Raw genomic sequence first — 25,550 nt, forward strand, 5'->3', positions numbered from 1 at the left:
TATTCGTGTCCCTAACAATAAAATTCACTCCACTGTTATTATCGACTTTGATTGGTATTAGCATGTCATCAGCTGCGTTACATTCAACCTACACATGGGCGAATGATGACGCAATATTCAGTGAAATGGCTACCGCACAACCTATTTTTGCTAAACACGGTATGGTTGCTAGCCAGGAAGCCATAGCAAGTCAAATTGGTGTAGAAATTCTCAAACAAGGCGGTAATGCAGTAGATGCCGCTGTTGCCGTTGGCTTTGCATTAGCAGTAACACTACCTCGAGCAGGAAATATTGGAGGCGGAGGCTTTATGCTAGTTCATCTTGCCGAAGATAATAAAACCATTGCGATTGATTACCGTGAAACGGCACCCAGTAAAGCCCACAAAGATATCTTTCTAGATGAAAAAGGTAACGCGGTTGATAAATTAAGTCGTGAACACGGTTTAGCTGTCGGAGTGCCTGGTACCGTTATGGGAATGGAGTTAGCTTTAAAGCAATACGGGACAATGTCACTTGAACAGGTGTTAAAACCAGCAATTAAACTGGCAAAAGATGGCATTATTATCACATCAGATTTAGCCAATTCTTTGGCAGGCACACGCAGCCGTATTAGCCAATGGCCAAGCTCAAAAGCTATCTTTTATCAAGCTGATGGCAGTAATTTTGATGTCGGTCATATATTATATCAACCAGAGTTAGCCCATTCACTCACCTTAGTGTCTAAATTGGGTAGTAAAGGTTTTTATCAAGGTGAGACAGCAGAAAAAATAGTCAATGCTGTTCAGCAAGCTGGTGGTGTAATGACATTAGCCGACTTAGCCCATTATAAAGCAGTCGAACGTGAACCAGTTCGAGGTACATATCGAGGTTATGAAGTTATTTCAATGCCAGCGCCCTCTTCTGGCGGAATTCATATTATTGAAATGCTCAACGTATTAGAGCAATTCCCCATAGACAAATTTGGTCACAACACCGCACAAACAATCCATGTTATGACTGAAACAATGAAATATGCCTATGCCGATCGCAGTGAGTTTTTAGGCGATCCTGATTTCGTTAAAGTACCGACAAGTCATTTAATCAATAAAGATTATGCTCATACGATTGCAAGTAAAATAGCCCTAAACAAAACGACCCCTAGCAGTGAAATTCTGCCCGGGAAAGTTGGTGGATATGAAAGCCCGCAAACGACACATTATTCTGTAGTCGATAAATGGGGTAATGCTGTATCTAATACCTATACTTTGAATTTTAGTTATGGATCTGGGCTGGTGGCATCAGGAACTGGAATATTACTCAATAATGAAATGGATGATTTCTCCGTCAAAGCTGGCGTGCCAAACGGTTACGGACTGATAGGAGGCGAAGCAAATTCTGTAAAAGGTAATAAGCGTCCACTGAGCTCAATGAGTCCAACAATTGTAATGAAAGACGGTAAACCTTTTATTGTTACCGGTAGCCCAGGTGGTTCTAGAATTATAAATATCACCCTGCAGATCATCATGAATGTGATTGATCATCAATTAAACATTGCTGAAGCCAGCGCAGCTGCACGAGTGCATCATCAATGGTTACCTGACTTTTTATGGGTGGAACGAAGCTTGAATCAAGACACAATTTCATTGTTAGAAGCAAAAGGTCATCAGGTAAAAATTCAACAATCTATTGGTAGTACCCAGTCAATAATGGTCACGGAACAAGGTAAATATGGGGCGTCAGATCCCCGCAGAGCAGGTTCTGCTGCCGTAGGCTACTAAAAATCAATACTCGCCATTCAGAAGATGCTCAAACTTACATCTTCTGAATGTTTTTAATACACTTAACATAAAACGTAACGCCATAGCTTGGGCTTATTATTTTTTATACACTATAGTTAACCTACTAATATTACTTTTACTTATCTCTCAAAGATTATCCCACACACTTTCTAACAAAACTTTAATGAAACAATAACTAAAGCTAATTAATCTTACTGCCGATAGACAGATCTATATAATCAATATATGCCTATACGTATGGCATGTGTTAAAATAAGTAACTGAATTGAAACAATTACTACAAAAGGGTTGCCATGAAGCTATCTAGCCTGAAAATTAAACACCGTATAGCAATACTCACTTTTGTTGCTTTAGCTTCATTTATTATTTCAATCGCTATCAACAGTGTCACAACCACAAGCAACACTGATCGTTTAAGTAATTTACAGAACAGGCTCTACCCAGTGCTAAGCTTAGCGACAGTTAATGACGGACTGTTAATCCAATTGGAACAAATTATCCAATCTGCGGTGACGACTGGCGAAGAAGAAAACCTACAAACGGTTGACGCCATGGTGAAAACCATCATAAGAAACTTAGATGAAATTGGTCAATTATTACCAAGTGAATCAAGTGATATGCAGCGATTAAAAAGTGATATCACTACTTATCATCAAAATGCTAAAACACTGGTGATGGCTTTTTTAGCCGACGATATCGATTTTAACGCAATAAAAACTCAAGCGGCTGACAATGCTGCAAGATACCAAAATCTAGTTAAGAATTTCAAAACTAATCAAGCCGATTTTGAATCGCAATTTACCAACAGTATCGAGTCTACCATCACAGATGCGAACAGTGCACAAACCTCAGTCTTAATGATAGGTATTGTCGCTACCATATTAATGGTGATTCTTGGCTTATTAGTTAATAGTTCAATTATTACTACCCTTTCTAATGTCACTAATTCATTACGTAATATTTCTGAAGGTGAAGGTGATTTACGCTCGCGTATTCAATATGATGGCAAAGATGAAATAGCCGATTTAGTCTATTGGTTTAATCAATTCGTCTCTAAACTTCAATCTTCAATAGCAGACACTAAACAAACAACAGAAAGCTTAAGTGCTGTATCAAAAACATTATTAAACGGCAGTAAAGTCAGTGAGCTTACAGTCAAAGAACAAACCGCTGCTATTGAACTAATTTCCCAAGCAATGGGTGAGATGTTTATCAGTGTGACTCATATTGCTGAATATGCTGCAAACGCGGCTAGCGAGGCAGACAACGCAAATAAAGAAGCCACTAAAGGTACTCAAGTGGTTAATACAGCAGTCTCTACCATTAAAAGGCTAGCGGAAGAAGTTAGAACCACAGCCACTTTAGTCAACCAATTAGATGCTTTCACCAATAATGTTAATTCTATTTTAGATACGATCAGGGGTATTGCTGATCAAACAAATCTTCTTGCGCTAAACGCTGCTATTGAGGCTGCTAGAGCAGGAGAACAAGGACGGGGCTTTGCCGTTGTGGCAGATGAAGTAAGAACCCTTGCTTCTAGAACACAGGCGTCAACGCAAGAAATTCAACAAGTACTGCAAGAATTAAGAACCTCTTCTAAAAAAGCGGTTCAGGCTATGCAGCATGGTGTTGAAACAGCCGACGAAGGAGTTGAGTCAACTATGCTTGCCGGCAAAACCTTGACAAGTATTACTGAAAAAGTCAGTGCAATTAGTGTTGTAAATGAACAGATTGCCGCCGCAACAGAGGAGCAACACAATACCTCAGTGTTGATCCAGCAATATGTTGCTGATATTCAGCAAAACGCTCAGAAAGTCAAAACCACTACCGAAGACATGGGCGGGATCAGTTTTGATATCCAAAATGTCAGTAAACAGCTCCAAATCATAACTAACCAATTTAAAGTGTAAATAATTCGCTTACAAATTGGTTAGTTACGTGAATGTTAGCTATATAAATAGAGCAATATAAAAATAAACCCGATGGGTACGATGAGTGATGAGAAAGGAGTAACACTATGAAATTTTACTTGAAAGCGCTTCCGTTAGCGATTTCTGTAGCATTAGTTCCTGCCGCAGCTTTTGCTGACGAAGCAACCGATGCAAAAGTAGCTCAGCTAGAACAACAAGTTCAGGCGCTACAAGCTCAACAAACCAAAAATCTGACTGATAAATTCAATTTTAACGGATTTATTAGCGGTGCATATATCAGTTCGGATAACGATGCGGGCTATAACAATGCTACTAGCAGCGCAGATTTTACGCAAGACAGTAAAATGGGGCTACAAGCAACGTTTAACATCAGTAACCAAACTCAGGCAGTTCTTCAGCTCATGATGAAAGGTGAAAATGATTGGGATGTTGAGGCTGAATGGGCTTATTTATCTCACCGTTTTGATAATGGCGTAAAAGTGCGTGGTGGTAAGTTACGCGTGCCCTTATTTATGTATTCTGACTATTTAGATGTGGGTTATGCACAGCCATTTGCTCGCCCACCTGGCGAAGTTTATGACCAAGTGCCCTTCTCATCATATACCGGTGGCGACATTGCTTATGATTTTGAATTTGAAGACTCAACCTTAACCTTGCAAGGTTTTGGCGGTGAATCTGATGTAAGTGGTGAAGCAACAAGCCTAGATTTATCAAACATCATGGGGGTTAACGCTTCTTGGACTGATCTAACTTGGACATTGCGTGCTGTATATGGTCAAACAGACCTTGACGGTTCAGCTTCTGGTGGCGCATTGGTTATCGACGGTGAGCAAGCACAGTTTACAGGCTTAGGTGGTAGTTACGACAATGGCTCATTCATTGCTATCACAGAATGGACCACAGTTGAGATAGAAGGCTTACTAGCTGATCATGAATCAGCTTATGTGACTTTAGGCTATAGAATTAAGGCATTTACGCCTTATGTTACTGTGGCATATGCTAAAACGACTGACGATGATGTGAGATCAGCTTTACCGCCTCAATTAGCAATACCATTAGGGTTAGGATTGAACGAAGAACGAACTGCTTATAGCGCAGGTGTTCGCTGGGATGCCATTGATAACGTAGCGATCAAATTTGACTTAACCTATGCAACAGACTTTGGAGATACTTCTGGTGGTTTAGGTGGTAATGCGGTTGTTAACCCATTGACTAAGCAATTCTTATTTGATGATACATTAGTCTACACCGTTAAATTCGATGCAGTATTTTAAAGGAGCGATGATATGAAAAAGTTACTATGCGTATTAACGCTCAGTTTGGGTGTTGCATTTACCGCTTCTGCTGGTGTTGTTGTTATTGGTAATAATGCAGCTGGTGATATGTCAGCTGCCGATGCTAAAAAAGCATTTTTAGGCAAGGGTGATAGCTCACTGGTTGTTTATGAATTAGATGAAGGTAATAGCACTCGCTCTGAATTTCACAGTACTGTTACGGGTAAATCAGATGCACAGTTAAAGGCATTTTGGTCTAAACAAGTGTTTACTGGAAAAGGTAATCCACCTGCCACAGTATCTTCAGCAACGGCTATGAAAGCAGCTGTAGCATCAAATCCAAGTGCAATTGGGTACATTGATGAAGCTGATGTTGATGGCACAGTTAAAGTTATCTTAAAACCATAGTTCCTAACTTAAAAGGTTAAGAAAATCTTCTAAGTATAAGCTTTAAAAAGGAGATGTAGCACATATGTGTCACATCTCCTTTTGTTGTAAATAAGATTCAAAAACTCAACAAGTCTATTTGATCAATAGCCATTCATAACGCCACAACATAATTGATATATCCAAAACCGCAAAATCATAAGTTTTGATCAATTAATCGGCAAACTATCTTAATGCCACAAATTGATACAGCAAAATCCAGCAGAAGTCACAATACCTTCATTGGTTTTCATTATAATCCAAACGTTTTCAACATAAAAAACCAAATACTAATCATAGGTTTGTTGTTTTAAACAGGGGCAAGTTCGCTCCGGGGTCATAAAGGAAATATGAATATGTACAATAAAAAGTTACTTGCGGTATTGATCGCAAGTTCACTAGGCTTGTCCGCATGTGGTAGCTCAGATGATGATAAACAACCTGAGGTTAAACCAATTGAAGTTAATCTTCGCGTTCTGGAAACATCAGACCTTCATGCCAATATTATGGATTACGATTACTATAAATCTAAGTACGATGCCACTATCGGCCTAGCCCGCACCGCAAGTTTAATTAAACGTCATGGTGCAGACGCTGATAACTTTGTCTTAGTAGATAATGGTGATTTATTACAAGGTAGCCCTATGGGTGACTATATCGCCAACAACTTCAAGCAAGATAGCACTATTGGTGGTACCCACCCAGCTTATAAAGCTATGAATACGCTCGGTTATTCTGTCGGCAATATAGGTAATCATGAATTCAATTATGGTTTAGATTTTCTTTATGAGTCTATTTCTGGAGCAAACTTTCCGTATATCAACGCCAATGTATTATGTGAAGCCGATTGTTGGGAAGGTAAACAAAAAGGCGATAATTTATTTAAACCTTACCTCATTGAAGAAAAAACAGTGCTAGATAGTAATGGCGATCAGCAAGTAATTAAAATTGGCTATATCGGATTTGTACCGCCACAAATTCTATTATGGGACAAACAAAATTTAACAGGCAAAGTCACCGTCATGGGGATTGTGGAGTCTGCTGAAAAATTTGTTCCAATGATGAAAGCAGAAGGTGCTGACATTATTATTGCGATTCCGCATTCTGGTGTTGGATCTTCGACTAATCCTGTCGATATTGATGACGAGAATGCCACTTGGGCATTATCAAAAGTTGCTGGTATTGACGCTATTACCTTTGGCCATAGTCATTCTGTATTTCCATCAAGTACTTTTGCAGGGTTAGAAAATGCGGATCTTGAAAAAGGCACTATTAACGGTGTCGCTGCCGTTATGCCTGGCCGTTGGGGTGACAACTTAGGCATAGTCGATTTCAAACTTGCAATGAAAGATGGTAAATGGGTGATTGTCGATAGTACGGCTAAATCGATGCCCATTTATGATAAAAACGCTAACACCCCGGAGTTAGTCCAGCCAGATTTTGGTATTCGAGATGCTGTTGCTAAAGAGCATGACGATACTAAAACTTACGTTGACCAGCCAATTGGTAAAGCATCATCAGATATGTATAGCTTCCTCAGTTTATTGCAAGATGATCCTACTGTTCAAATCGTTTCAGATGCTCAGATAGCAAAAGTGCAGCAAAATTTACCCCCAGCATTAAAAGATATACCGGTTCTGTCTGCATCAGCGCCCTTTAAAGCAGGTGGTCGTCACAGCACTACTGCAGATACAGAGAGCTATGTCCAAGTTGCCGCTGGTGAGTTAACTTACAAAAATGCGGCCGATTTATATCTTTACCCTAACACCATGGTTGCTGTAAAAGTCACCGGAGCCCAGGTACAAGATTGGTTGGAATGCAGTGCAAATCAATTTAATCAAATTAATCCTACAGCAACAACACCTCAATACTTGATTAATTGGAGTACACATAGAACTTACAATTATGATGTTATTGATGGTGTTAACTATCAAATCGATGTAACTCAGCCAACCCGCTTTGATGGCGACTGTAAATTAGTCGATGCCAATGCACATCGAATTGTCGGTTTATCCTATACAGACAAAGAAGGTACTGTGTTTATTGGTGCTGAATTTGCTGAAAAAGAGTTCATTATTGCATCAAATAACTATCGTGCTTTTGGTGGTAAATTCGCTGGTACGGGTTCTGATTACGTTGTAATGGAATTGCCAGATTCAAACCGTGAAGCACTAGCACAGTATATTACTGCTGAAACTGAAACCTACGGCGAAGTGAATCCATCTGCCGACAACAACTGGGACTTTGCTACGATTAGCACAACTGTTGCTCTTGATGTCCGCTTTGAAACTCAAGATAGTGCCTTGGCTGATGCTTTTGTTTCTAAGTACCAACAACGTAAGATGATCAAACTCAATAATGTAGTAGATGAGTTTGGTTTTGCTGTTTACAGCATTGATTTACAGAACTGATCTACTACATGATGCGAATAATTAATCAGGGCGTAAATCCCTAATTCAAAGCCCTGTTTACTCAGGGCTTTTTTCAATGTAATTTTTTAACTCCCCCCAAAATAGATCATAAAAAATTCTATAAGAGGTTTATCAAATTTACTGCCTCGGAGCAGTATAACTGCAAATGCTATTCAAAATAAACGCTTACTATATCTGGTTTTATTTTCGCCAGCTTTAGCAACTAATGTTAGTATTAACGCTATTTAATATCTGCGGAACTCCCCAATGCGAGCTGCATCTAGTGCTTTATACCAAACAACAATTTGCCTTACTCTATTGTGTTTAACGCTTTTCTGTTCACTTGGGTTTACTCAGCAGGTAATAGACCAGAGGGAAACTGCCATCAATGGAAATGCTCAATTACAGACGGCTCAAAAATGGACTTTTATATTAGTTCGCCATGGTGAAAAGCAACCTGGTGACGATCCACAATTAACGAAACAAGGTACTGAACGTGCTGAACGGCTTGCTCAGATGCTACAACATATCCCATTAGATAAAGTGTACTCAACCGATTACCAACGCACTCAGCTAACTGCCCAGCCAACTGCTATAAGCCATCATTTGCCTATAACGTCATACGACCCAAGTGATCTTGACAGTTTCAGCCAACAATTACTGATGCATCCAGGCAATTATTTGATAGTAGGCCACAGTAATACTACCGCGCTTTTGGCTGACAAATTAAATCAAACCTCAGAAGATAGCCATACAGAACATACTGAAGACTTTGACCGTTTATATTTGATTGAAGTGAACATCGTTAATGGAAGACGGTTAAATTCAATGTATCGTTTCAGTTATTAATTTATCTTAACAATGGAAACTGAACGATATGACTAAAATACTTGCTTGCAATCTGCATGATTATATTGAGGTAATGTGCCTATATCAGTATGAAGTGCAGATTACGCTCAACAACGGTAAACTCATTACGGGAAAATTTGACTCAACCGGCTTTATTGGTCAATCGACCGCTAAGCAAGAGGTCATTCGTGGTAAGGATGATAATGGTGTTGATTTAACCTTAGTGTTAACTGACATTAAAACAGTGACAGTATTAACTAAAAATGCACAATTTAATATTGTGCATTTTTAAAGAGTTAATAAAGTATGTCGAAGATTATTCGGGATCGAATACTGACTTATTATCATTATTTGGCCAGGCATTAATCACTGCCTTCACCAAGGATGCTAAAGGAATAGCAAAGAAAACACCCCACACGCCCCATAAGCCACCAAAGACCAAAACTGCGGCAATAATCATCACCGGATGTAAATCTACCGCATCACTGAACAAAATTGGAACCAATACATTGCCATCTAGCGCCTGGATGATACCGTAACCCAACATTAAATATCCAAACTCAGGACCTATACCCCATTGCACAAAGGCCACAAGTGCTATGGGTAATGTCACCAATGTTGCGCCAACATAAGGGATCAACACAGACAAGCCCGTTAACACACCTAACAAAGCAGAATATCTCAGACCCATTAGCGCAAAAAACACATAGCTGGCAACACCAACGATGATAATTTCGATCACTTTGCCACGGATATAATTAAATATCTGCTGATCCATTTCGTACCATACTTTACTTGCTAAACCACGATTAGCAGGGAAAAATCGTTTACTACTGGCAATCAGTTCCTCTTTATCCTTTAAAAAGAAAAACACAAGCAAAGGGACTAGGATAACGTAAACCATTAATACTAATACAGATGCTGAAATACCCAGTATTTGTTTAGCAAAATCCAATAAATGTTCAGTATCGAGCAATTTTTTGAATTCGTTAAGTGAAGCATCTATTTGTTCAGCACTAATAAACTGCGGATACTTATCGCTTAAGTCTTTAACGACAATCATCCCCTTGTCCAGCATGCTAGGTAAATCAGTGACTAAACTGACCCCTTGGCGCCAAATACTCGGCATCAGTACTAACAATGTCAGCATCATTAGCCCTAAAAACGCCACCAACACAATTGAAGCCCCAGCGGTACGATTAATGCCCAGCTTTGACATTTGAGCCACAGGCCACTCTAGTAAAAATGCTAATACCAATGCAACAAGTAAAGGCGCCAATAGTTCCGCGCCAAAATATATTGTCAGCGCAATACCCATCAAAATAAACACTAATGTTATTGCTTGTGGGTCACTAAAACGAGTTTGGTACCAATCTTTTAAAAACGATAACATTGCAAAACCTTGTATAAATGAAAGAAAATTAACCTAATACCGCGCTATTTAGTGATATTAATTGCCATAATGCTTTTATCTTGTTGCAATAGACTGACCTGATATCCACTTTTTTTAGCCCATGTGGGAACATCTTTGCAGGAACCTGGGTCAGACAGTAAAACCTTTAACGTTTCACCTTGCGGTAATTGCTTCAATAACAGTTTTATCTGCACTAATGGATATGGGCATCGATAAGCGGTTAAATCTATCAGTTTCATAGGGAATTTACGTTAAATAAACTAAAGCTATTATCCTTAGTTGCATAGTAAACCACAAGCTAACAGAGTAAACTCTTACGCGTTTTTCTCTACTAATTAATCAGATTAAAGGGTGTCGTTTGGCTAAAATTACTTTCACCACCAAATCATTCAGCAAAATGAGCAAAACTTTCATCGCCGGCAGTGTTGCAGCTACTCTATTCACAGCAAATATTACCAGCAGTTTTGCCAATAACGACTTACCCGATCTTGGTACTGCCGCGGTCAATACCTTCAGTCTTGAAAAAGAAATGGTTTATGGCGATGCTTACATGCGAGTCATACGCTCATCAGCACCGCTATTGACTGATCCCGTTCTAAGCCAGTATTTATCTGAGTTAGGTAATAAATTAGTTGCTCACGCCACAGGCGTTAAAACGCCATTCTATTTTTTCTTGCTGCGCAATGATGAAATTAACGCATTTGCTTTTTTTGGCGGTCATGTTGGTGTTCATACTGGGTTATTTTTAAATGCAGATACCGAAAGTGAGCTCGCTTCAGTACTGGCCCATGAAATCACCCACGTTACCCAACGCCATTTAGCCCGTTCATTGGAAGCACAAGAAAAAAGCTCCACCGCAACGATTGCCGGTTTACTAGGGGCTATATTACTGACTATTGCTGCGCCACAAGCTGGTATGGCGGCATTAGCAACAACTCAGGCTTTAGCAACTCAAGCTAAAATTAATTACACACGTTTGCATGAAAAGGAAGCTGATCGGATAGGCATGCAAATATTGGTTGAAGCTGGATTTGACCAGAATGGCGCTGCTAATTTCTTTGCGGAACTGGCCACTCGCTACCGCTTTACCACAACGCCACCTCAAATGCTGCTCACTCATCCATTACCTGAATCACGCATTACCGATGCACGTAATCGGGCAGCACAATATCCAAATCGTTATATTGCAGATAACTTAAATTACCAACTCGCCAAAGCGCGTATCCAGGTTCGATTTTCCAGCTATAACGATGAAGCGGCTTTATCTTTATTTAATGTCCAGTTAAAGAAACGCTCTTACACTTTTAAAGAAGCTGCTTTATATGGCAAAGCTTTGGCACTGTTTCGCTTGAAAAAATTTGCTGAAGCAGAGGCCATAATTGATGAGTTACGCCAAACAGATGTCAATAATTTATTTTATATCGATACAAAAACCGATTTACTAGCCGAACGTAAAGCCTTTGATGAAGCTATTATACTATTGCAAGACCAGCGTAAATTAAAGCCGACCTCTCAGGTTATTAATACTAATTTGGCCCACATTTATGTTGAGTCAGGAGCGCCCAAGCTAGCAATCCCTTTGTTGGAAGATCTCATTTTTTTCGATAAGCAAAATATACTTTCCTATCAATTGTTAAATGATGCTTATAAAAAAATGGGCAACAAAGCACTAGAATATTATGCTAATGCAGAGGTAATGGCATTAGTGGCGGATTACCCTGGCGCGATTGATCAATTAAACTACGCATATAGATACTCTGAAGGTCAGCCGCTGCAAATTGCCAGAATTGAAGCCAGAATACGTCAATTTAGAGATGCTGAACGAAATCTAGAGCAATTCAAATAACTTTTATACTGAAATAAAAAGAAAGCTAATACTATGACTAAAATTACTATTTTACATAATCCACGTTGTTCAAAAAGCCGTGAAACCCTAGCATTACTTCAAGCTAGGTCTAATGAAATAAATGTGATTGAGTATTTAAAAAATACCCCCTCAGCAGATGAAATCAGTAACATACTATCGCAACTTAGTTTAAGCGCTCGTCAATTGATGCGTACTAAAGAAAGTGAGTATAAAGAATTAGGCTTAAATAATGTCAATCTCACGGAAGTGCAACTTATTGCAGCCATGGTAAAAACGCCAAAATTAATTGAGCGACCTATTGTGCTATGCAATGGCAAAGCGGCTATTGGTCGACCTCCTGAAAATGTTTTGGCAATCATAGAGTAAATTATTAATGAAAACTAACAGCTTATTTCAGCTTTGCCGTATAGGTTATATTGCACTGGTATTATTGCTTACTGGATGGTTTGTACAACAAGGTGTGCAAGGATCTTATTCATTAATATTTAATCTAATGTGGATCATCCCGCTATTGATGCCATTAAAAGGTGTTATTCAAGGTAATCCATACACTTACGCCTGGGCGAGTTTTATTCTGTGTCTGTATCTGCTTCACGGATTAACCTTAGTCTATGTGACTGAAGACGCGCTTGTGTTTGCAATTATAGAGTCTGCGCTTATTTGTGCCTTGCTAATTGGCTTTCCATTTTATGCCAGAATAAGAGGCAGAGAACTGGGCCTGGGCTTAAAGAAAAAATCACAACAAGAAGATTAACAATCTGATTTAAATTAATTTTATTGCTTATTATTATCAATAAATGTTTCATTTTTAAAAGCGCCAATTGGCGCTTTTTTTATTCTTTCGCATGCAAAAAACACATGATATAGTCAGTAAATAATTGCAGAAGGGATTAAATAATGGCTTTCAGTCGCAGTATTCTTACGCTTCTTATTTCAACTAGCATAATAACCGGATGTGGAGGTAGCAGCGACTCAGCACCGACGCCTGTGGTCCCCGACAATACACTGCCTGTTACAGCCTGTAGTCAGCCTTTAGAGTTGAGCACTGTAACAGGTACAGATAACCTGGAGTTTTTGCTTGAGACAAGTTACCAAGTAAACCAACCAGGGGCAATTATTGCTAAACTAACGAATAAAGACTCAAGTGGCTTAGTTTTTAAATGGCAGCAAATGGCAGGTACAGATTTATCTCTAGCCAATAACTCCTCTCCCATCCTTAATTTTACACCGTCCAATACCGGTGAATACCAATTTAAAGTGACAATTTCAGGTTCTGGTATTGATATTAATCAATTGATTACCATTAATGTCACGAATGTTCAACAAATATCATTATCTGTAAATACTGATCATCAAGTCGTTGAGGGTAATGGTGTTAGCGTGAGATTAGCGTCCATTAATGGTCAAATGCCGACTAATGTAAAATGGTGTGCTTACTCAGATAATCCGATTAGTTTAGACCTAACAAAAACTGAACGACCATTATTCATTGCTCCTATTGTCAACAAAGACAGCATTGTATCTCTTAGGGCTACAGCCGAACTGAATGGGCAAACATTAACCGATGATGTCCACATCTTAATTACCAATGAAGCTGGGATCACTTCTCCCTATTTTGAACAGCCCGTTTCTCGCACCTATGCCTATAAGCCTAATTCATCATATGCTGCTGTTTTACCTAAATGTGTTTACTCAAATAAACTTGATAGTAGTTGCCGTATTAATCAACTACCTTTAATTGGACAGCAAACAAGTGCCCCCTCTATTGCTAATATCATGGACAGAGTTGTGGTATCTCACGATTGGATGGGGAAGAATTTTGAGCAGTTTTTGCAGCAGCAAGACCCTAATAGTGACTTCATTACATTATTACAATCTGTTACCGCTATTATCATTAGTTATGATGTGCGCCCCTCTTTTTATTGGGTAGTTACCGGCGCGATATACCTAGATCCCGACAATCTTTGGTTAACAGCTGCTGAGCGAGATACCATTAATGAGGCACCAGATTACCGAAGTAATTTTGGTAATAGTTTACAGTTTTTAATGCCATGGCGATATGTGAAAAATAATCAGTATGCCTATGCATCTTACCCATATGAAACCCGAACAAACCGCTCAGTTGCTGACTTTACCCCTAGACTTTCCTCGTTGCTATATCACGAGTTAGCCCACGCTAATGACTTTTTCCCCCGCAGTACACACAGCACACTTCAAGGGCCAACTTTATTAGAGGATTTCAACAGACGTTCGAGTAGTAATGCTTTGGTGTCTGATCAACTCGCAATACGCTTTCCATTACAAAGTAGCGAAATGTATTCACTAGGTACTGTAAGCTTTAAGGGCCAAACCGCTAATGACATTCAAAAATCATACCTACCAAGCGATATTACCACCTTCTTTAGTCAAGACAATGCATCCGACTATTACAACTATTCCTCAAATCGAGAAGATGCAGCTATGCTGTTTGAAGAAGCTTTTATGAGCTATCGCTATAATATGTTGAGAGATGTCGCCGTTACTGACAAACCAGAAAATGCAACGGGTTCTAATATTACTGTCGATTGGGGTCAACGCGGTCGTATTGGCGAAGCCAATATTAAAATACGTGCACAATATGTTATTGATGAAATAATGCCAGAAGTGGCAAGTCAAAACCTTATTAACAGTCTATCGAAACCGTTGCAATTAACCCCCGGTAAATCGTGGACAGAAAACTTAGTAGTTAATCCAGCGGGTGCGAGTTCACCGCAAAAGGTGAGCCAATCAACCGAGATAAAAGCATTAGAGGATAGGCCCTTAGAATTAAGTGGCGAGCAACATAGATAATAGGATTCAGCTGATACATCAAATAGACTTAGACAAACGCAGATTTTTAATTTTTGCCCTGGCCTTAAAGCTAGGGCAATTTATAAGCAGCTATAACTTAAGCATTTCTTTGATAAAAGGTATGGTTAATTTACGTTGATGCACCATAGATGCTTTATCTAACTTGTCTAATACATCAAACAGTGTGCGTAAATCTCGTGCCATTCTCGTCAGTAAGAAACGCCCTACTTCATCAGACAATTGCAGACCACGCATAGCGGCTCTGCGTTGTAACGCTAACAGTTTTTCATCATCAGCCATAGCTTGCAATTGGTATATTAACCCCCACTGCATACGGGAAACCAAATCAGGTAAAGCAAAACGGGCTTCAGATGGTGATGCACTTGCGCTGACAATTAAACGACAGTCTTGTTGTTCAGCAATACGATTATACAAATGAAATAAAGCTTCTTCCCAGACAGGATGACCTGCTATGGCATCGATATCATCAATGCAAATTAAATTTAAAGACTCAACACCTTCAAATAAAGCGGGCGAAATACTGGCATGAATACCTAGAGGTATGTATAAAGTACGACGGTCTAAATCACTTGCATGTGCACATGCAGCATGCATTAGGTGGGTACGGCCTGATTTTTGCGGACCATACAAATAAATAGACGAAGTCATGCTCCCTTCAGCACAAGACTGAAGTTTTTGAATAAGTTCATCATTACCCGATGCAGGATAATAACTATTAAACGTTTCATCATCCGGTAAATAAACGGGCAAAGATAATTGGCGCGGAGAAGATAGGGTCACTCAAACATTCTCAAAAATAAACATAAAGCGGACGCTACTATAACACAAGCGCCCTTCGGGTAAAATATCACTGGGGTTATTGCCCCTGCCATTGATAGGTTAACGTTGACTTATCGTTCGATTTCGGCTCAAGGTAGGAATTTACATTCCCCATTGTATCTATTTTGCTTAAACGATTATCAATACTTAATAATCGTTGTAGGTCTTCAACACTACTGAATAATGACAACTGGTAAGTCACTGTTTCATTTTGGAATTGGCTGATTGAAATCTCTTTCACTGCACTGAGTTGCTGCAAATACTTTTCAATTTCTACCAGTTGTGTCATTTGTGTCACACCGGTAAAACTCACATGCGTTTCAAGGTTATTACCTGAAGATGCAATAGCATATTGGCTAATATAATAATCAGCTAATAAAGCCATTATGCGTTTAGATGCCGCAGCTGTATCGACTGCCTCACCTTGTTGTTTAATTAAGGGTTGAAGTGTGGAACCCGTTTGTGTTTTATCGAATAAAGACAAAGTAAATGTTACTGCACTCGTGGTCTCTGAAATATCTGCAATAGCAAAATAATCCGTTTGGTAACGAGCAGATGCGATATTGACAGGACTTAGAAACATGCCTTTTACATCTGTTGGCGATACCGCCATAAGATCATCAAGATCCATCAAAGGTAACAATACTGGAATACCTTTATTATTTGACTCAGCGATTAAATCAGATCGTAAAGCGCTCTCGCTTGAGTCAGATAAAATAACTGTATCATTAGCATCTGCAATTGTTACCCATAATAAGGTTAAAGGACGTTGAGCCCCCCAAACAGGTAAATCAGCCTGGCGCAAAGTGCTGATTACGCGTTGATGATCAAAACTTGCTGTCAATAATAAATCACTATCAGCCTGGCTATAACCATACTGAATGAGTAATGCTTCAGGATTGTCAATTTGTGCTTTAACCGTAGGGTGCATCACGACGCTAGGGCTGCCAGAGTTTTTTTAAAAAAACACTGGCTAACGCTTGTTTAAGTGCAGCCGAACGAGCACTGTTAGCGCGAGAATCAACTATGATATCTGCTTGATCTAGCTTCGTCACCTCGACAGCAGATAGCTGAACATGGAAAATAGCCAGTGAAAGCACGGTAATATTGAGTAATTTTTTTAGCATTGGGAGTTATAAACGCAATCAAAATAAGTGACCAAAGTGTAACATAATAAAGATCTATCGAGTATGGTCTAATCACACTCTTTTTTATGTGAACGCACTATTTAAACATAAGCAGAAAACATGCTAACTGTACCGATTCAAAGACATAATAAAAATAATGGAGTTAATCTAATGCAACGCTTTTCAATTCCGCTCCAAGGAGCACAAATGTTATTTGTGGCCTTTGGTGCACTCGTATTAATGCCTTTAATTACTGGGCTAGATACCAGTGTAGCGCTCTTTACTGCAGGTATTGGCACACTACTTTTTCAACTCGTCACAAAGCGTCAAGTGCCTATTTTCTTAGCGTCATCTTTCGCATTCATAGCCCCGATACTTTATGGTGTACAAACATGGGGAATACCTGCAACTATGGGCGGGCTGATGGTTTCAGGATTAATTTATGTACTATTGGGAGCAACAGTCAAAATACGTGGCGTAGGGTTTATTCATCAACTCCTCCCGCCTGTGGTGGTTGGTCCGGTCATTATGATTATCGGCTTAGGGTTAGCACCAATGGCTGTTAATATGGCTTTAGGCAAAACGGGCGATGGTTCTGTCCAATTAATTAATACCAACACCGCGTTAATTATTTCACTTGCCTCACTATCAACCACCATTCTAGTCGCGACTTTTGCAAAAAGTGTTGCCCGATTGATGCCTATTTTGGCAGGTATTATAGTGGGCTATAGTTTAAGTCTATTTTTTGATGTGGTGGACTTCACGCCTGTACAACAAGCAGCATGGTTATCTATGCCCAACTTTGTCGCCCCCGAGTTTCATTGGCAACCCATACTCTTTATGATCCCCGTTGCCATAGCACCGGCCGTTGAGCATATTGGAGATATCTTAGCGATATCTAACGTAACCGGTAAAGACTATATAAAAAAGCCCGGCTTGCATCGCACCTTAGCCGGTGACGGCATCGCAACAATGGCAGCATCGGCATTTGGTGGGCCTCCAAACACCACCTACTCAGAAGTCACTGGCGCGATTACCTTAACCAAAAGTTTTGATCCTCGCATAATGACTTGGACCGCGATTACCGCCATCATTTTAGCTTTTGTGGGTAAATTAGGCGCCTTATTACAAACAATTCCTGTTCCAGTAATGGGTGGCATTATGTGCTTGCTATTTGGATCAATTGCCGCAGTGGGCTTGAATACCTTAATTAGAAATCAAGTCGACTTAACAGAGCCGCGAAACTTAAGTATCGTCGCTGTCACCTTGGTATTTGGTATTGGCGGAATGGCATTTGGTATAGGTTCTTTCAGTCTCACTGGTATTAGTTTATGCGGTATAATCGCCATATTAATGAATATGATTTTGCCTAAAACTGATAAAAATCATCAAGCTGAACATTAATCTTATTTCAGAATGGGAAACAAATACTAAAAAGCCATCATATTTTTGATGGCTTTTTTATTCACCTTAGAACAACAATAATTTAAAAATCATAACTGCGTTTTCTGGCAGCGGCTCGAAAATTTAACTTATTAATTAAATTAAGCTTTTGTGCATTATTCATAGAGTGCCACTCTAAAATCTCATCTAAAGTACGATGACAACCCAAACAAATATCTTGCTCGTCTAAACTACACTGCCTAATGCATGGGCATTCAACACTAGGGATATCGTCCATAGTTATTACTCAGACCATACGGCAAATTCATTGCCATTGACATCGAGGAAGTGGAATCGTCTACCACCAGGGAAAGCAAATACGGATTTATTAACGACTCCACCATATTGAGTGACCTTGCTTTGGGTCTCCTCTAACGACTGACTGTACAAAACAATTAAAGGCGCACCTATTGTGGTAGTGAAATGACTGTCAGATTCAAAGAAGCCACCATCAATGCCCACATTTATAAAGCAGCTATATTGCGGACCGTAGTCTTTAAAATGCCATCCAAATACATGCTTAAAAAAATCCTTAGTAGAAGTAATATTTTTAACCGGTATTTCTAAATAACTAATCTGATGATGTGACATGCTTTGCTTTTAATAGTGATTGAAGGATATTTTGAGTATAACGAAATAATTGCAAATAACCATTTTGACCCAATGTTTATCAGAGAAAACCTTGGGTCAAAATACTAACTTATCTAATTTGAGCTTAGTGAATTAACGCGGCGATAGCACCAATCACTCCACCTAAAACACCACCCCAAACCACTAACCAACCAAGATGTTTTTTAATCATATCTTGAATAATGTGCTTAACTAAGTCAGGTGTTAGTTCATCCAAACGCTGGTCAACAATATTAGCGACCTTAGCTTGAATATCAGCAATCACATTCGGTTGTTCTAATTCGTTAACTAAAATTTGATTAAATTGATCACTTTGAGACATTTCAATTAATGACTGTTTCATTTTATCAATAAAAGGCTCTTTTAGGGGCATTAAAGCCTCTACTCCGCCAAACATGGCGAGCATTCCACCAAGAGATGACTTTTCAACAGTTGACACAAGCGCATCAAACGATGGCGTTAAATCAACTTTTTCTATTACAGGGGTTAAATCGATACTTTTACTGTCACTAACGGTCAGAAAACGGTCAATATTTTCTTGAGTGAAAAACTGCTCCATCATCAGATGTTTAATGCCTGCTTTAAACTCTTCAAAACGATTTGGTACAACACCTGAACCATATAAACCAGGCACTTTCTCAAATAGCATATACACTGCTAGCCAGTTGGTGATCGCACCAGACAAGGCAAACAGTCCGATTGTTAATATAATGGGCTGAACCATTAAGTAGCCAACTAACACAAACAAGGTTGCAATTAAGTTTGTAAAAAGACTTTTATTCAATCTTACTTCTCCAAATACAATAAACCCGCAATATTTTAACAGTAAAATACTGCGGGTCATAAGGATTAGAACCTATACCTTTAAATCTTGTTCAATGTGTCTATTGACTAGTGCAACTTGTGCACTTTTTGCTAACACTCTGGCTCTGGCTATCATCTGGCTGGCAATACCTCTATTACGGTATTGTGGTAATACAAAAGCATCATCAAAAAACCACACTGGCTGTAACATTAATGAAGAAAATGAGGGGTACAATTGAATAAAACCGAGCAAATGCTCCTCTTCTAATGCGACAAAAATAATCGAATCATTTTCTGATAGGCGCTGACTTAAAAATGAATAACAACCATTTATATCACTGAGCTGTTCACAAGACTGACGGTATAGATCGAAAAGATGGCTAAGTGTCTGTAAATCTATATTTGAGGCAAGACGTATTTGCATATTTCATCCTTGAATTACCAGCATAAAACTCATGATTAAAAACAAGATTAATCATAGTTCTTGTAAAAAAGTAACACAATTAACTATAAAACCTTACACACTAATATTCTAAAAGTCTATTTACTAACCATATATAAAATAGCCAATAAAAACCTCTCAATTAAGCTACTTTTTAGTTAAAATAATCTTATTCGTTTTTATGCCTAAGAGTATCGTATGGCAAGCTCATTAAAAAAATTCGCATCTAGCCCTCTTCTTAAAAGAATTCTTATTAGCCTATTTATCGTTTATGGACTGTTTTGTTTTATTTTCGGCATTATTATGCCTTTTATCGCAAAACAACACCTGGCACCTTTAGTCTCTGACAAGTTGGGCCGTGAAACTCAAATTGAAAGTATTCACTTTAATCCATTTACCTTTGAACTATCAGTAGAACATTTGATTGTCTCTGAAAGTAAACCGACACAAACTTTTATCGGGTTTGAACAACTATATATCAATATCTCACCACTGGAATCGTTAGCCAATCTCGCCATTATTTTTGAAGAAGTGTCTATTACAAAGCCCACAATTAATATAGAGCGGCTGACTAAAGATAGTTATAATTACTCTGATATTATTGCCTTATTTCAATCAGTTTCTGATCCTGAGGCCCAAAATGAGGAGTCTATCGACAAACCTATTGAAATACGTATTACTAAAATAGCTATCGAGCAGGGTGCTATCTCAATTAAAGATGCTGTCAGTAATAGCCAGGTGGTGTATCCGCAAATCAATTTAGCTTTCGATCATTTTGATTCTATTGCTAAAATCAAACATCAAGCAACTAGTATTCATAATCAGTATGATTTAACTCTCACAGATGAATACAGCAGTAAGCTGCAACTTTTTGGACAACTGCAGCTATTTCCCTTCGTATTAGAAGTGAATGTTGCCTTGTCTGAATTTAATATTGCTAAATATTGGCAGTTTGTTGATGAGCACTTTGATATTCAGCTAACCCAAGGGAAATTGAATATCAACAGTAAAATCATCCTTAATATTGACCCTAAACAGGATACCCCTGTCAAATTTACACTTACCGATACTGAAATCAATATTAATAGCATTATTGCTTCACATGCCAATGAAGAAAAGATCGTTATTGACGCGATAAACCTCAATGACATTCAAGTCGATAGTGCAACTCAGCTAGTTAACATAGACAGTTTTCAAACAAAATCAGGTAAAGTGGCTCTGAATATCTCTCCAACAGGAGCAGATTTAATGAAACTATTAATGCCCAAAAACCTCACTGATATCGACAATAGCAATCTTGAACCCTCAATTGAGAAAGCTAGCCCTTCTTGGATAATCAACCTCAACGCCGCCGACATTGCTAATTATGATATAAACTTAGGCGAATCTGTCGCTAGCGATCAGGTTGTTTTATGGCAAATAGGCCAAATTAATATCAAAACAGGTCAAATTAAATCTGACTTGTCCATTCCATTAGACTACCAATTTTCGGCTAAAATTAACCAAAAAAGCGAACTTGGATCTGTCGGTGTATTTAACTTAGTAGACCAAACATTAAATGCAGACTTTAGTTATCAAAATGTCTCGTTAACCTCTCTGCAACCTTATGTCGAAAAATTTATCAACATTACCATCGAAGACGGCACTTTCAATACCACTGGGCGGTTGAGTTTAGACACTGAAAAACAATTAAACTACAGTGGTCAGGCTTGGATTGATAACCTTGATATTAAAGACAATTTACATCAAAAGACCTTGGTTAGCTGGCATAAAATGTCAATTAATCAATTAGAGTTTGATAGACAACAAAGTAAAATTGATATTGATGAAATTCTATTTGAGCAATTGTATTCTCGTATCATTATTGCAAAAGACAGAAGCACCAATATTTCAAATCTACTAAAAATACCCACTGTTACGCTTCAAGCGGATAGTAATGATAAAGAGATTGAACAAAACCAACAGCAAGTAGAACTTGCACAAGAAAACAGTATTAGTCCACAAATTGCCATTAAACATATTACACTAAAAGACAGCTCAGCATTTTTTGCCGATAATTCGTTAACTCCAAATTTTGCATCTGGAATTGAATTGTTAAATGGTCGAATTAACCAACTATCTAATAATCCACAAACGATTGCATCGGTAAATTTAGCGGGAAAAATAGATAAATATGCTCCAGTAATATTAAAAGGTGAAATTAACCCATTACTAGAAAATCCTTATCTTGACCTTAATCTCATTTTTAAAAATGTAGAGCTAACCTCTGTTAACCCTTATTCAGGCACTTATGCGGGTTACTATATCGATAAAGGTCAAATCTCATTAGATTTAAACTATCAATTAAAAAATAATGTCTTAGTGGGTTCTAATCACGTCGTTATCAACCAACTCCAACTGGGTAAACCGAGTAACAGCGATCTTGCTACTAGTTTACCAATAACATTAGCTGTTGCTTTACTTCAAGATCGCCACGGCGTTATTGATTTAGGCGTTGATGTAAAAGGTGATTTAAGCTCACCCAGTTTTAGTTTTGGTAGCGTTATTTGGGGTGCTTTGGGTAATATCATTACTAAAGCCGTTACGGCTCCTTTTAGTTTACTTGCGAATTTGATTGGCTCAGACGAACCGTTGAATAAAGTCAGTTTTGATTATGGTAATGCTGAACTAAGCAATACACAGACTAAACACTTAATGACATTGGCTGATGCATTATTAGACAGGCCGTTACTGATTGTTAATGTTAAAGGTGAGGTTGATGCTATTAATGATAGCCAAGCACTGGCCAAACAAGCCCTGCATCTAAAACTGGCAAATACAGCGCAGATCCCCATTGACCAATTACCAGCTGATTTATCAGCCAGCCAATTTCCACTATCAGGGCCAATTACAGAAGCACTTTATACACTTTTTGAACAAGAGTTAGCACAAGATTCTATGGCAATTAAGCAGTCCATTATTGATGAATATGCAGCCCAATACCCAGATACTCCCTTGTTAGAAAACGACCTCAATACCCGTTTGCATATTGTTTTATACAACACAATCAAAAGTGCCCATGTTGTAGCACCTAGTGAATTAGGCAAACTCGCTCAACTTAGGGCTAAAACGGTTAAATCATTCTTGGTTGAGCAGGCAAACATTGAAGCTACTAGGGTGTATGTGATGGAAAGTAGAATTAATTCAAAACAAAAACTAGCAGAAGTGCAACTTGAGTTACAAGCAAACTAAATAGCGCATGATAGCTTACACAATTGTTTATAAGCAGCATGAGATAAAGTAGTATTGGCGTTTACTGAAAATCAGTAAATTTATATTTCAATAATGAAGAGGTAATTATGTTTGTAGTTCGCTGGATTTTAGGTCGGATAATTCTATTGTTAAATTTTATTTTTAGCCCTAAAAAACGTCAACGCCCTGAATCTGAACAAGCTAAAATTGATATGCAAACACAAAATTTATCTCTATATCAGTATAATGCCTGCCCTTTTTGTGTAAAAGTACGCCGAGAAATGCGTCGTCAAAACTTAAATATCGCCTTAATTGATGCTAAACAGGACAGCAACAAACAAGCGTTATTGATTCAAGGTGGTAAATTACAAGTACCTTGTTTGAAAATTAATAACGATGGCAAAACCGAATGGTTGTATGAGTCTAAGGCAATAATGAATTACCTCAATGACAATTATGCAAAAGCATAACCGGATAATACGCCTATTGAGTATTAATTAAATTCAAATAAATTAATGCTACATTCCATTTGTACAAAGGGTTTCAAGTGATTAAATCTATCGCATTCAATATACTATTCATTTTACTGGCGGGTTGCAGTGCTAAAGCGATTGACCCTATGGAGTTTGCTGGTCAATTCAAAGATAAATTTAACACTCAAATCAAAGGCGATGGGATTAAATTGTTTGTTTATCAAGCTAAGCTTGCAACCGCCTCCGATAGAAATATCAGTGATAAACCTGCTCATCAACAACGTATCGATCGACGGATGCAAGATGCGCGAAGCTATGCTGAAGAGATGCGTGAAAAAGAAGAGTTTCTTGAGCTGTGGACCCAACAAGTGCAAGTCGGTTTAGACAAAACTATTGTAATGACCGGTTACTGTAAACAAGGTTATATTGAATTAAGCCGTTATATTGAGAATGAACGCGGGGAAATTCGCGGGGAATGTAATGATGGGGCAACAGCTGAAGATATCAGTAAATTTGGTCGCTAGGGTTTTCGCTCAATATAGGATAAAATAGGATTATTATTTTTTTATGATTGTTACCCAATAATCGAAAACCTGCATACTGAAGATTTATTATGAACAAAAAACAAGTGATGATTAAGAAACTGGCTAAACGTGCTAAAGCACGACAAAATAAAGTTGTTCCAGATAATCCAAGTACTAAAGTGAAAGAACGTTATATATCAAAAGCAGAACGTGCAAAAATGGCTTTAGAGCAGGAACAATCAGTCACTGAACCAACAATAGAATCAGCCACTTCGGCAGAGTAATTAAACATAAAAAAACGCCAATCAAATGATTGGCGTTTTTTTATGTTTAATTTTCTAGTATAGATTAGCTATTGTCATGGGCGATTTCAGCAGGCATATCATCTCGTAACTTCTGCCAAATCTTGCCACTTTCAATTGCATTTGTTCGCATTAAACCAGGAATTGCTTGATAACTTTTATCTTTAGCCAATTTTTCAAGCTCAATATAAAAATTAAATGCCAACTTTCTAGCCTCTTTACTTGAAAAATAGTAGCGACCCACTCGACTATAAAGCCCTTTGAAACCATTTAATATCAGCACATATAACGGATTACCAGAAGCAAACGCTAAAGTATGATGAAGTCGATAGTCAAATTCTGCATAGGTATCTGCATCATCTTCTAATTGATGAATTTTAGCTAAAATGTCCGCAGCTTTATCTGGGTTTTGTCTAAATGAGGCCCTGAAGTAAATGGTGCTTACACTAGCACGAGCAGACATAAGTTGATCGACCAATAGCGGAAAACCATCAGGATTTAAGTCGGCTATTGTTTCAAGAATGTTAAGACCAGAAGTTTCCCAATAGTTATTCACTTGAGTCGGCTTGCCATGCTGAATTTTCAACCAGCCATCTCTTGCTAATCGTTGCAGTACTTCTCTTAATGTCGTGCGTGTGACACCGATAAGTTCCGAAAGCTCACGTTCAGCAGGTAAGATAGACCCTGGTGGAAATTTGTTGTCCCAAATTGAACGAACAATGTATTTCTCTGCAAAACTTGCAGGACCTTTGGCATTGATAATCATCAGCCTAGATTTCCTATACTTAGCGGTAATAGCAATTATTGCTACTTAAATTAATACTGATCATACCAGAGAAGCAGTAAATAAAAACTATTGTTTATTCACAATAACTTTAGTGGTCAATTTATCACCACAGTAAATTTATTTTATCTCATTAAATCATTCATTTTTATGATGTAGCACATGCTTAAT

General features: G+C 38.3%; 26 protein-coding genes. 16 read left to right on the top strand and 10 right to left on the bottom strand.

Annotated features, from left to right (window positions below):
• Positions 1-62: 62 nt before the first annotated feature.
• From ggt to ACRWQN_RS11570, 7 genes are all read left to right on the top strand, one after another.
• Positions 63-1,757 carry a gamma-glutamyltransferase gene (gene ggt / locus ACRWQN_RS11540; RefSeq protein WP_434940646.1) on the top strand — a complete coding sequence of 565 codons (1,695 nt, stop codon included), beginning with the start codon at positions 63-65 and terminating at the stop codon, positions 1,755-1,757.
• A gap of 314 nt (positions 1,758-2,071) precedes the next feature.
• A complete protein-coding gene (locus ACRWQN_RS11545; protein ID WP_434937839.1) occupies positions 2,072-3,688 on the top strand; it encodes a methyl-accepting chemotaxis protein in 1,617 nt (538 codons plus the stop codon).
• Between the two features lie 107 nt (positions 3,689-3,795).
• Positions 3,796-4,983, top strand: a complete 1,188-nt coding sequence (locus ACRWQN_RS11550; protein ID WP_434937841.1) for a hypothetical protein — start codon at positions 3,796-3,798, stop codon at positions 4,981-4,983.
• A 12-nt stretch (positions 4,984-4,995) separates the two neighbouring features.
• Positions 4,996-5,391, top strand: coding sequence for a phosphate ABC transporter substrate-binding protein (locus ACRWQN_RS11555; RefSeq protein ID WP_434926213.1), 396 nt, complete (start codon positions 4,996-4,998; stop codon positions 5,389-5,391).
• A 374-nt stretch (positions 5,392-5,765) separates the two neighbouring features.
• Positions 5,766-7,820: a bifunctional 2',3'-cyclic-nucleotide 2'-phosphodiesterase/3'-nucleotidase gene (locus ACRWQN_RS11560; protein ID WP_434937842.1), complete on the top strand. Its 2,055-nt coding sequence runs from the start codon at positions 5,766-5,768 to the stop codon at positions 7,818-7,820.
• Between the two features lie 267 nt (positions 7,821-8,087).
• A complete protein-coding gene (locus ACRWQN_RS11565) occupies positions 8,088-8,669 on the top strand; it encodes a histidine phosphatase family protein (protein ID WP_434937844.1) in 582 nt (193 codons plus the stop codon).
• 28 nt (positions 8,670-8,697) lie between these two features.
• Entirely contained in the window at positions 8,698-8,961 is a 264-nt protein-coding gene (locus ACRWQN_RS11570) for a Rho-binding antiterminator (RefSeq protein WP_226415657.1), read from the top strand.
• Between the two features lie 24 nt (positions 8,962-8,985).
• Here ACRWQN_RS11570 and ACRWQN_RS11575 read toward each other — a convergent pair whose 3' ends face one another.
• Together ACRWQN_RS11575 and ACRWQN_RS11580 are read right to left on the bottom strand one after the other, a co-directional pair.
• Positions 8,986-10,062, bottom strand: a complete 1,077-nt coding sequence (locus ACRWQN_RS11575; protein WP_226415656.1) for an AI-2E family transporter — start codon at positions 10,060-10,062, stop codon at positions 8,986-8,988.
• Positions 10,063-10,106: 44 nt separating this feature from the next.
• A complete protein-coding gene (locus ACRWQN_RS11580; protein ID WP_226415655.1) occupies positions 10,107-10,322 on the bottom strand; it encodes a sulfurtransferase TusA family protein in 216 nt (71 codons plus the stop codon).
• A 158-nt stretch (positions 10,323-10,480) separates the two neighbouring features.
• On the opposite strand from ACRWQN_RS11580, the gene ACRWQN_RS11585 reads away from it, so the two are divergent.
• The 4 genes from ACRWQN_RS11585 (at position 10,481) to ACRWQN_RS11600 (ending at position 14,779) form a co-directional block, all read left to right on the top strand.
• A complete protein-coding gene (locus tag ACRWQN_RS11585) occupies positions 10,481-11,929 on the top strand; it encodes a M48 family metalloprotease (protein ID WP_434940647.1) in 1,449 nt (482 codons plus the stop codon).
• Between the two features lie 33 nt (positions 11,930-11,962).
• A complete protein-coding gene (gene arsC, locus ACRWQN_RS11590; protein WP_434926217.1) occupies positions 11,963-12,316 on the top strand; it encodes an arsenate reductase (glutaredoxin) in 354 nt (117 codons plus the stop codon).
• Positions 12,317-12,323: 7 nt separating this feature from the next.
• Positions 12,324-12,704 carry a DUF2069 domain-containing protein gene (locus ACRWQN_RS11595; protein ID WP_434931816.1) on the top strand — a complete coding sequence of 127 codons (381 nt, stop codon included), beginning with the start codon at positions 12,324-12,326 and terminating at the stop codon, positions 12,702-12,704.
• Positions 12,705-12,847: 143 nt separating this feature from the next.
• Entirely contained in the window at positions 12,848-14,779 is a 1,932-nt protein-coding gene (locus ACRWQN_RS11600) for a hypothetical protein (RefSeq protein ID WP_434937846.1), read from the top strand.
• Between the two features lie 90 nt (positions 14,780-14,869).
• Here ACRWQN_RS11600 and hda read toward each other — a convergent pair whose 3' ends face one another.
• The 3 genes from hda to ACRWQN_RS11615 form a co-directional block, all read right to left on the bottom strand.
• Positions 14,870-15,580, bottom strand: a complete 711-nt coding sequence (hda, locus tag ACRWQN_RS11605) for a DnaA inactivator Hda (protein WP_434926220.1) — start codon at positions 15,578-15,580, stop codon at positions 14,870-14,872.
• Between the two features lie 76 nt (positions 15,581-15,656).
• The gene (locus tag ACRWQN_RS11610) at positions 15,657-16,550 is read right to left on the bottom strand and encodes a DUF2066 domain-containing protein (RefSeq protein ID WP_434940648.1); all 894 of its coding nucleotides are present in this window, start codon (positions 16,548-16,550) and stop codon (positions 15,657-15,659) included.
• A gap of 7 nt (positions 16,551-16,557) precedes the next feature.
• Entirely contained in the window at positions 16,558-16,746 is a 189-nt protein-coding gene (locus tag ACRWQN_RS11615) for a DUF2066 domain-containing protein (RefSeq protein ID WP_434937847.1), read from the bottom strand.
• A gap of 171 nt (positions 16,747-16,917) precedes the next feature.
• Here ACRWQN_RS11615 and ACRWQN_RS11620 point away from each other — a divergent pair, with 171 nt between their 5' ends.
• Positions 16,918-18,150, top strand: coding sequence for a uracil-xanthine permease family protein (locus ACRWQN_RS11620; RefSeq protein WP_434937849.1), 1,233 nt, complete (start codon positions 16,918-16,920; stop codon positions 18,148-18,150).
• A gap of 82 nt (positions 18,151-18,232) precedes the next feature.
• On the opposite strand, the gene ACRWQN_RS11625 is transcribed toward ACRWQN_RS11620, so the two are convergent.
• The 4 genes from ACRWQN_RS11625 to ACRWQN_RS11640 all read right to left on the bottom strand — a co-directional run bounded on the left by ACRWQN_RS11625 (position 18,233) and on the right by ACRWQN_RS11640 (position 20,047).
• The gene (locus tag ACRWQN_RS11625) at positions 18,233-18,427 is read right to left on the bottom strand and encodes a DUF1289 domain-containing protein (RefSeq protein WP_434937851.1); all 195 of its coding nucleotides are present in this window, start codon (positions 18,425-18,427) and stop codon (positions 18,233-18,235) included.
• Positions 18,428-18,432: 5 nt separating this feature from the next.
• The gene (locus ACRWQN_RS11630) at positions 18,433-18,780 is read right to left on the bottom strand and encodes a VOC family protein (protein ID WP_434937853.1); all 348 of its coding nucleotides are present in this window, start codon (positions 18,778-18,780) and stop codon (positions 18,433-18,435) included.
• 124 nt (positions 18,781-18,904) lie between these two features.
• Positions 18,905-19,603 carry a DUF445 domain-containing protein gene (locus tag ACRWQN_RS11635; protein WP_434937855.1) on the bottom strand — a complete coding sequence of 233 codons (699 nt, stop codon included), beginning with the start codon at positions 19,601-19,603 and terminating at the stop codon, positions 18,905-18,907.
• A 72-nt stretch (positions 19,604-19,675) separates the two neighbouring features.
• A complete protein-coding gene (locus ACRWQN_RS11640) occupies positions 19,676-20,047 on the bottom strand; it encodes a GNAT family N-acetyltransferase (RefSeq protein WP_434926226.1) in 372 nt (123 codons plus the stop codon).
• 216 nt (positions 20,048-20,263) lie between these two features.
• Here ACRWQN_RS11640 and ACRWQN_RS11645 point away from each other — a divergent pair, with 216 nt between their 5' ends.
• From ACRWQN_RS11645 to ACRWQN_RS11660, 4 genes are all read left to right on the top strand, one after another.
• Positions 20,264-23,296 carry a DUF748 domain-containing protein gene (locus ACRWQN_RS11645; protein WP_434937857.1) on the top strand — a complete coding sequence of 1,011 codons (3,033 nt, stop codon included), beginning with the start codon at positions 20,264-20,266 and terminating at the stop codon, positions 23,294-23,296.
• 107 nt (positions 23,297-23,403) lie between these two features.
• On the top strand, positions 23,404-23,766 hold the full coding sequence (locus tag ACRWQN_RS11650; RefSeq protein ID WP_434937859.1) for a glutathione S-transferase N-terminal domain-containing protein: 363 nt from the start codon (positions 23,404-23,406) through the stop codon (positions 23,764-23,766).
• Between the two features lie 77 nt (positions 23,767-23,843).
• Complete coding sequence (locus tag ACRWQN_RS11655; RefSeq protein WP_434931807.1) at positions 23,844-24,293, top strand: hypothetical protein; 450 nt, start codon at positions 23,844-23,846, stop codon at positions 24,291-24,293.
• An 89-nt stretch (positions 24,294-24,382) separates the two neighbouring features.
• Positions 24,383-24,577, top strand: a complete 195-nt coding sequence (locus tag ACRWQN_RS11660) for a DUF2986 domain-containing protein (protein WP_434937861.1) — start codon at positions 24,383-24,385, stop codon at positions 24,575-24,577.
• Positions 24,578-24,641: 64 nt separating this feature from the next.
• Here ACRWQN_RS11660 and fadR read toward each other — a convergent pair whose 3' ends face one another.
• Positions 24,642-25,361: a fatty acid metabolism transcriptional regulator FadR gene (gene fadR / locus ACRWQN_RS11665; RefSeq protein ID WP_226415640.1), complete on the bottom strand. Its 720-nt coding sequence runs from the start codon at positions 25,359-25,361 to the stop codon at positions 24,642-24,644.
• Positions 25,362-25,550: the final 189 nt, after the last annotated feature.

Source organism: Shewanella sp. HL-SH8, assembly GCF_051165765.1.
GTDB lineage: Bacteria > Pseudomonadota > Gammaproteobacteria > Enterobacterales > Shewanellaceae > Shewanella > Shewanella glacialimarina.

Bases quoted from the DNA above. Each gene is read 5' to 3' on its own strand.
- fadR (WP_226415640.1), bottom strand. From the start codon at position 25,361: ATGATTATCAATGCCAAAGGTCCTGCAAGTTTTGCAGAGAAATACATT.
- ACRWQN_RS11570 (WP_226415657.1), top strand. From the start codon at position 8,698: ATGACTAAAATACTTGCTTGCAATCTGCATGATTATATTGAGGTAATG.
- ACRWQN_RS11625 (WP_434937851.1), bottom strand. From the start codon at position 18,427: ATGGACGATATCCCTAGTGTTGAATGCCCATGCATTAGGCAGTGTAGT.
- arsC (WP_434926217.1), top strand. From the start codon at position 11,963: ATGACTAAAATTACTATTTTACATAATCCACGTTGTTCAAAAAGCCGT.
- ACRWQN_RS11620 (WP_434937849.1), top strand. From the start codon at position 16,918: ATGCAACGCTTTTCAATTCCGCTCCAAGGAGCACAAATGTTATTTGTG.
- ACRWQN_RS11555 (WP_434926213.1), top strand. From the start codon at position 4,996: ATGAAAAAGTTACTATGCGTATTAACGCTCAGTTTGGGTGTTGCATTT.
- ACRWQN_RS11630 (WP_434937853.1), bottom strand. From the start codon at position 18,780: ATGTCACATCATCAGATTAGTTATTTAGAAATACCGGTTAAAAATATT.
- ACRWQN_RS11585 (WP_434940647.1), top strand. From the start codon at position 10,481: ATGAGCAAAACTTTCATCGCCGGCAGTGTTGCAGCTACTCTATTCACA.
- ACRWQN_RS11565 (WP_434937844.1), top strand. From the start codon at position 8,088: ATGCGAGCTGCATCTAGTGCTTTATACCAAACAACAATTTGCCTTACT.
- ACRWQN_RS11575 (WP_226415656.1), bottom strand. From the start codon at position 10,062: ATGTTATCGTTTTTAAAAGATTGGTACCAAACTCGTTTTAGTGACCCA.
- ACRWQN_RS11645 (WP_434937857.1), top strand. From the start codon at position 20,264: ATGGCAAGCTCATTAAAAAAATTCGCATCTAGCCCTCTTCTTAAAAGA.
- ACRWQN_RS11650 (WP_434937859.1), top strand. From the start codon at position 23,404: ATGTTTGTAGTTCGCTGGATTTTAGGTCGGATAATTCTATTGTTAAAT.
- ACRWQN_RS11545 (WP_434937839.1), top strand. From the start codon at position 2,072: ATGAAGCTATCTAGCCTGAAAATTAAACACCGTATAGCAATACTCACT.
- ACRWQN_RS11600 (WP_434937846.1), top strand. From the start codon at position 12,848: ATGGCTTTCAGTCGCAGTATTCTTACGCTTCTTATTTCAACTAGCATA.
- ACRWQN_RS11595 (WP_434931816.1), top strand. From the start codon at position 12,324: ATGAAAACTAACAGCTTATTTCAGCTTTGCCGTATAGGTTATATTGCA.
- ACRWQN_RS11560 (WP_434937842.1), top strand. From the start codon at position 5,766: ATGTACAATAAAAAGTTACTTGCGGTATTGATCGCAAGTTCACTAGGC.
- ACRWQN_RS11615 (WP_434937847.1), bottom strand. From the start codon at position 16,746: ATGCTAAAAAAATTACTCAATATTACCGTGCTTTCACTGGCTATTTTC.
- ACRWQN_RS11610 (WP_434940648.1), bottom strand. From the start codon at position 16,550: ATGCACCCTACGGTTAAAGCACAAATTGACAATCCTGAAGCATTACTC.
- ACRWQN_RS11550 (WP_434937841.1), top strand. From the start codon at position 3,796: ATGAAATTTTACTTGAAAGCGCTTCCGTTAGCGATTTCTGTAGCATTA.
- ACRWQN_RS11580 (WP_226415655.1), bottom strand. From the start codon at position 10,322: ATGAAACTGATAGATTTAACCGCTTATCGATGCCCATATCCATTAGTG.
- ACRWQN_RS11660 (WP_434937861.1), top strand. From the start codon at position 24,383: ATGAACAAAAAACAAGTGATGATTAAGAAACTGGCTAAACGTGCTAAA.
- ACRWQN_RS11640 (WP_434926226.1), bottom strand. From the start codon at position 20,047: ATGCAAATACGTCTTGCCTCAAATATAGATTTACAGACACTTAGCCAT.
- ggt (WP_434940646.1), top strand. From the start codon at position 63: ATGTCATCAGCTGCGTTACATTCAACCTACACATGGGCGAATGATGAC.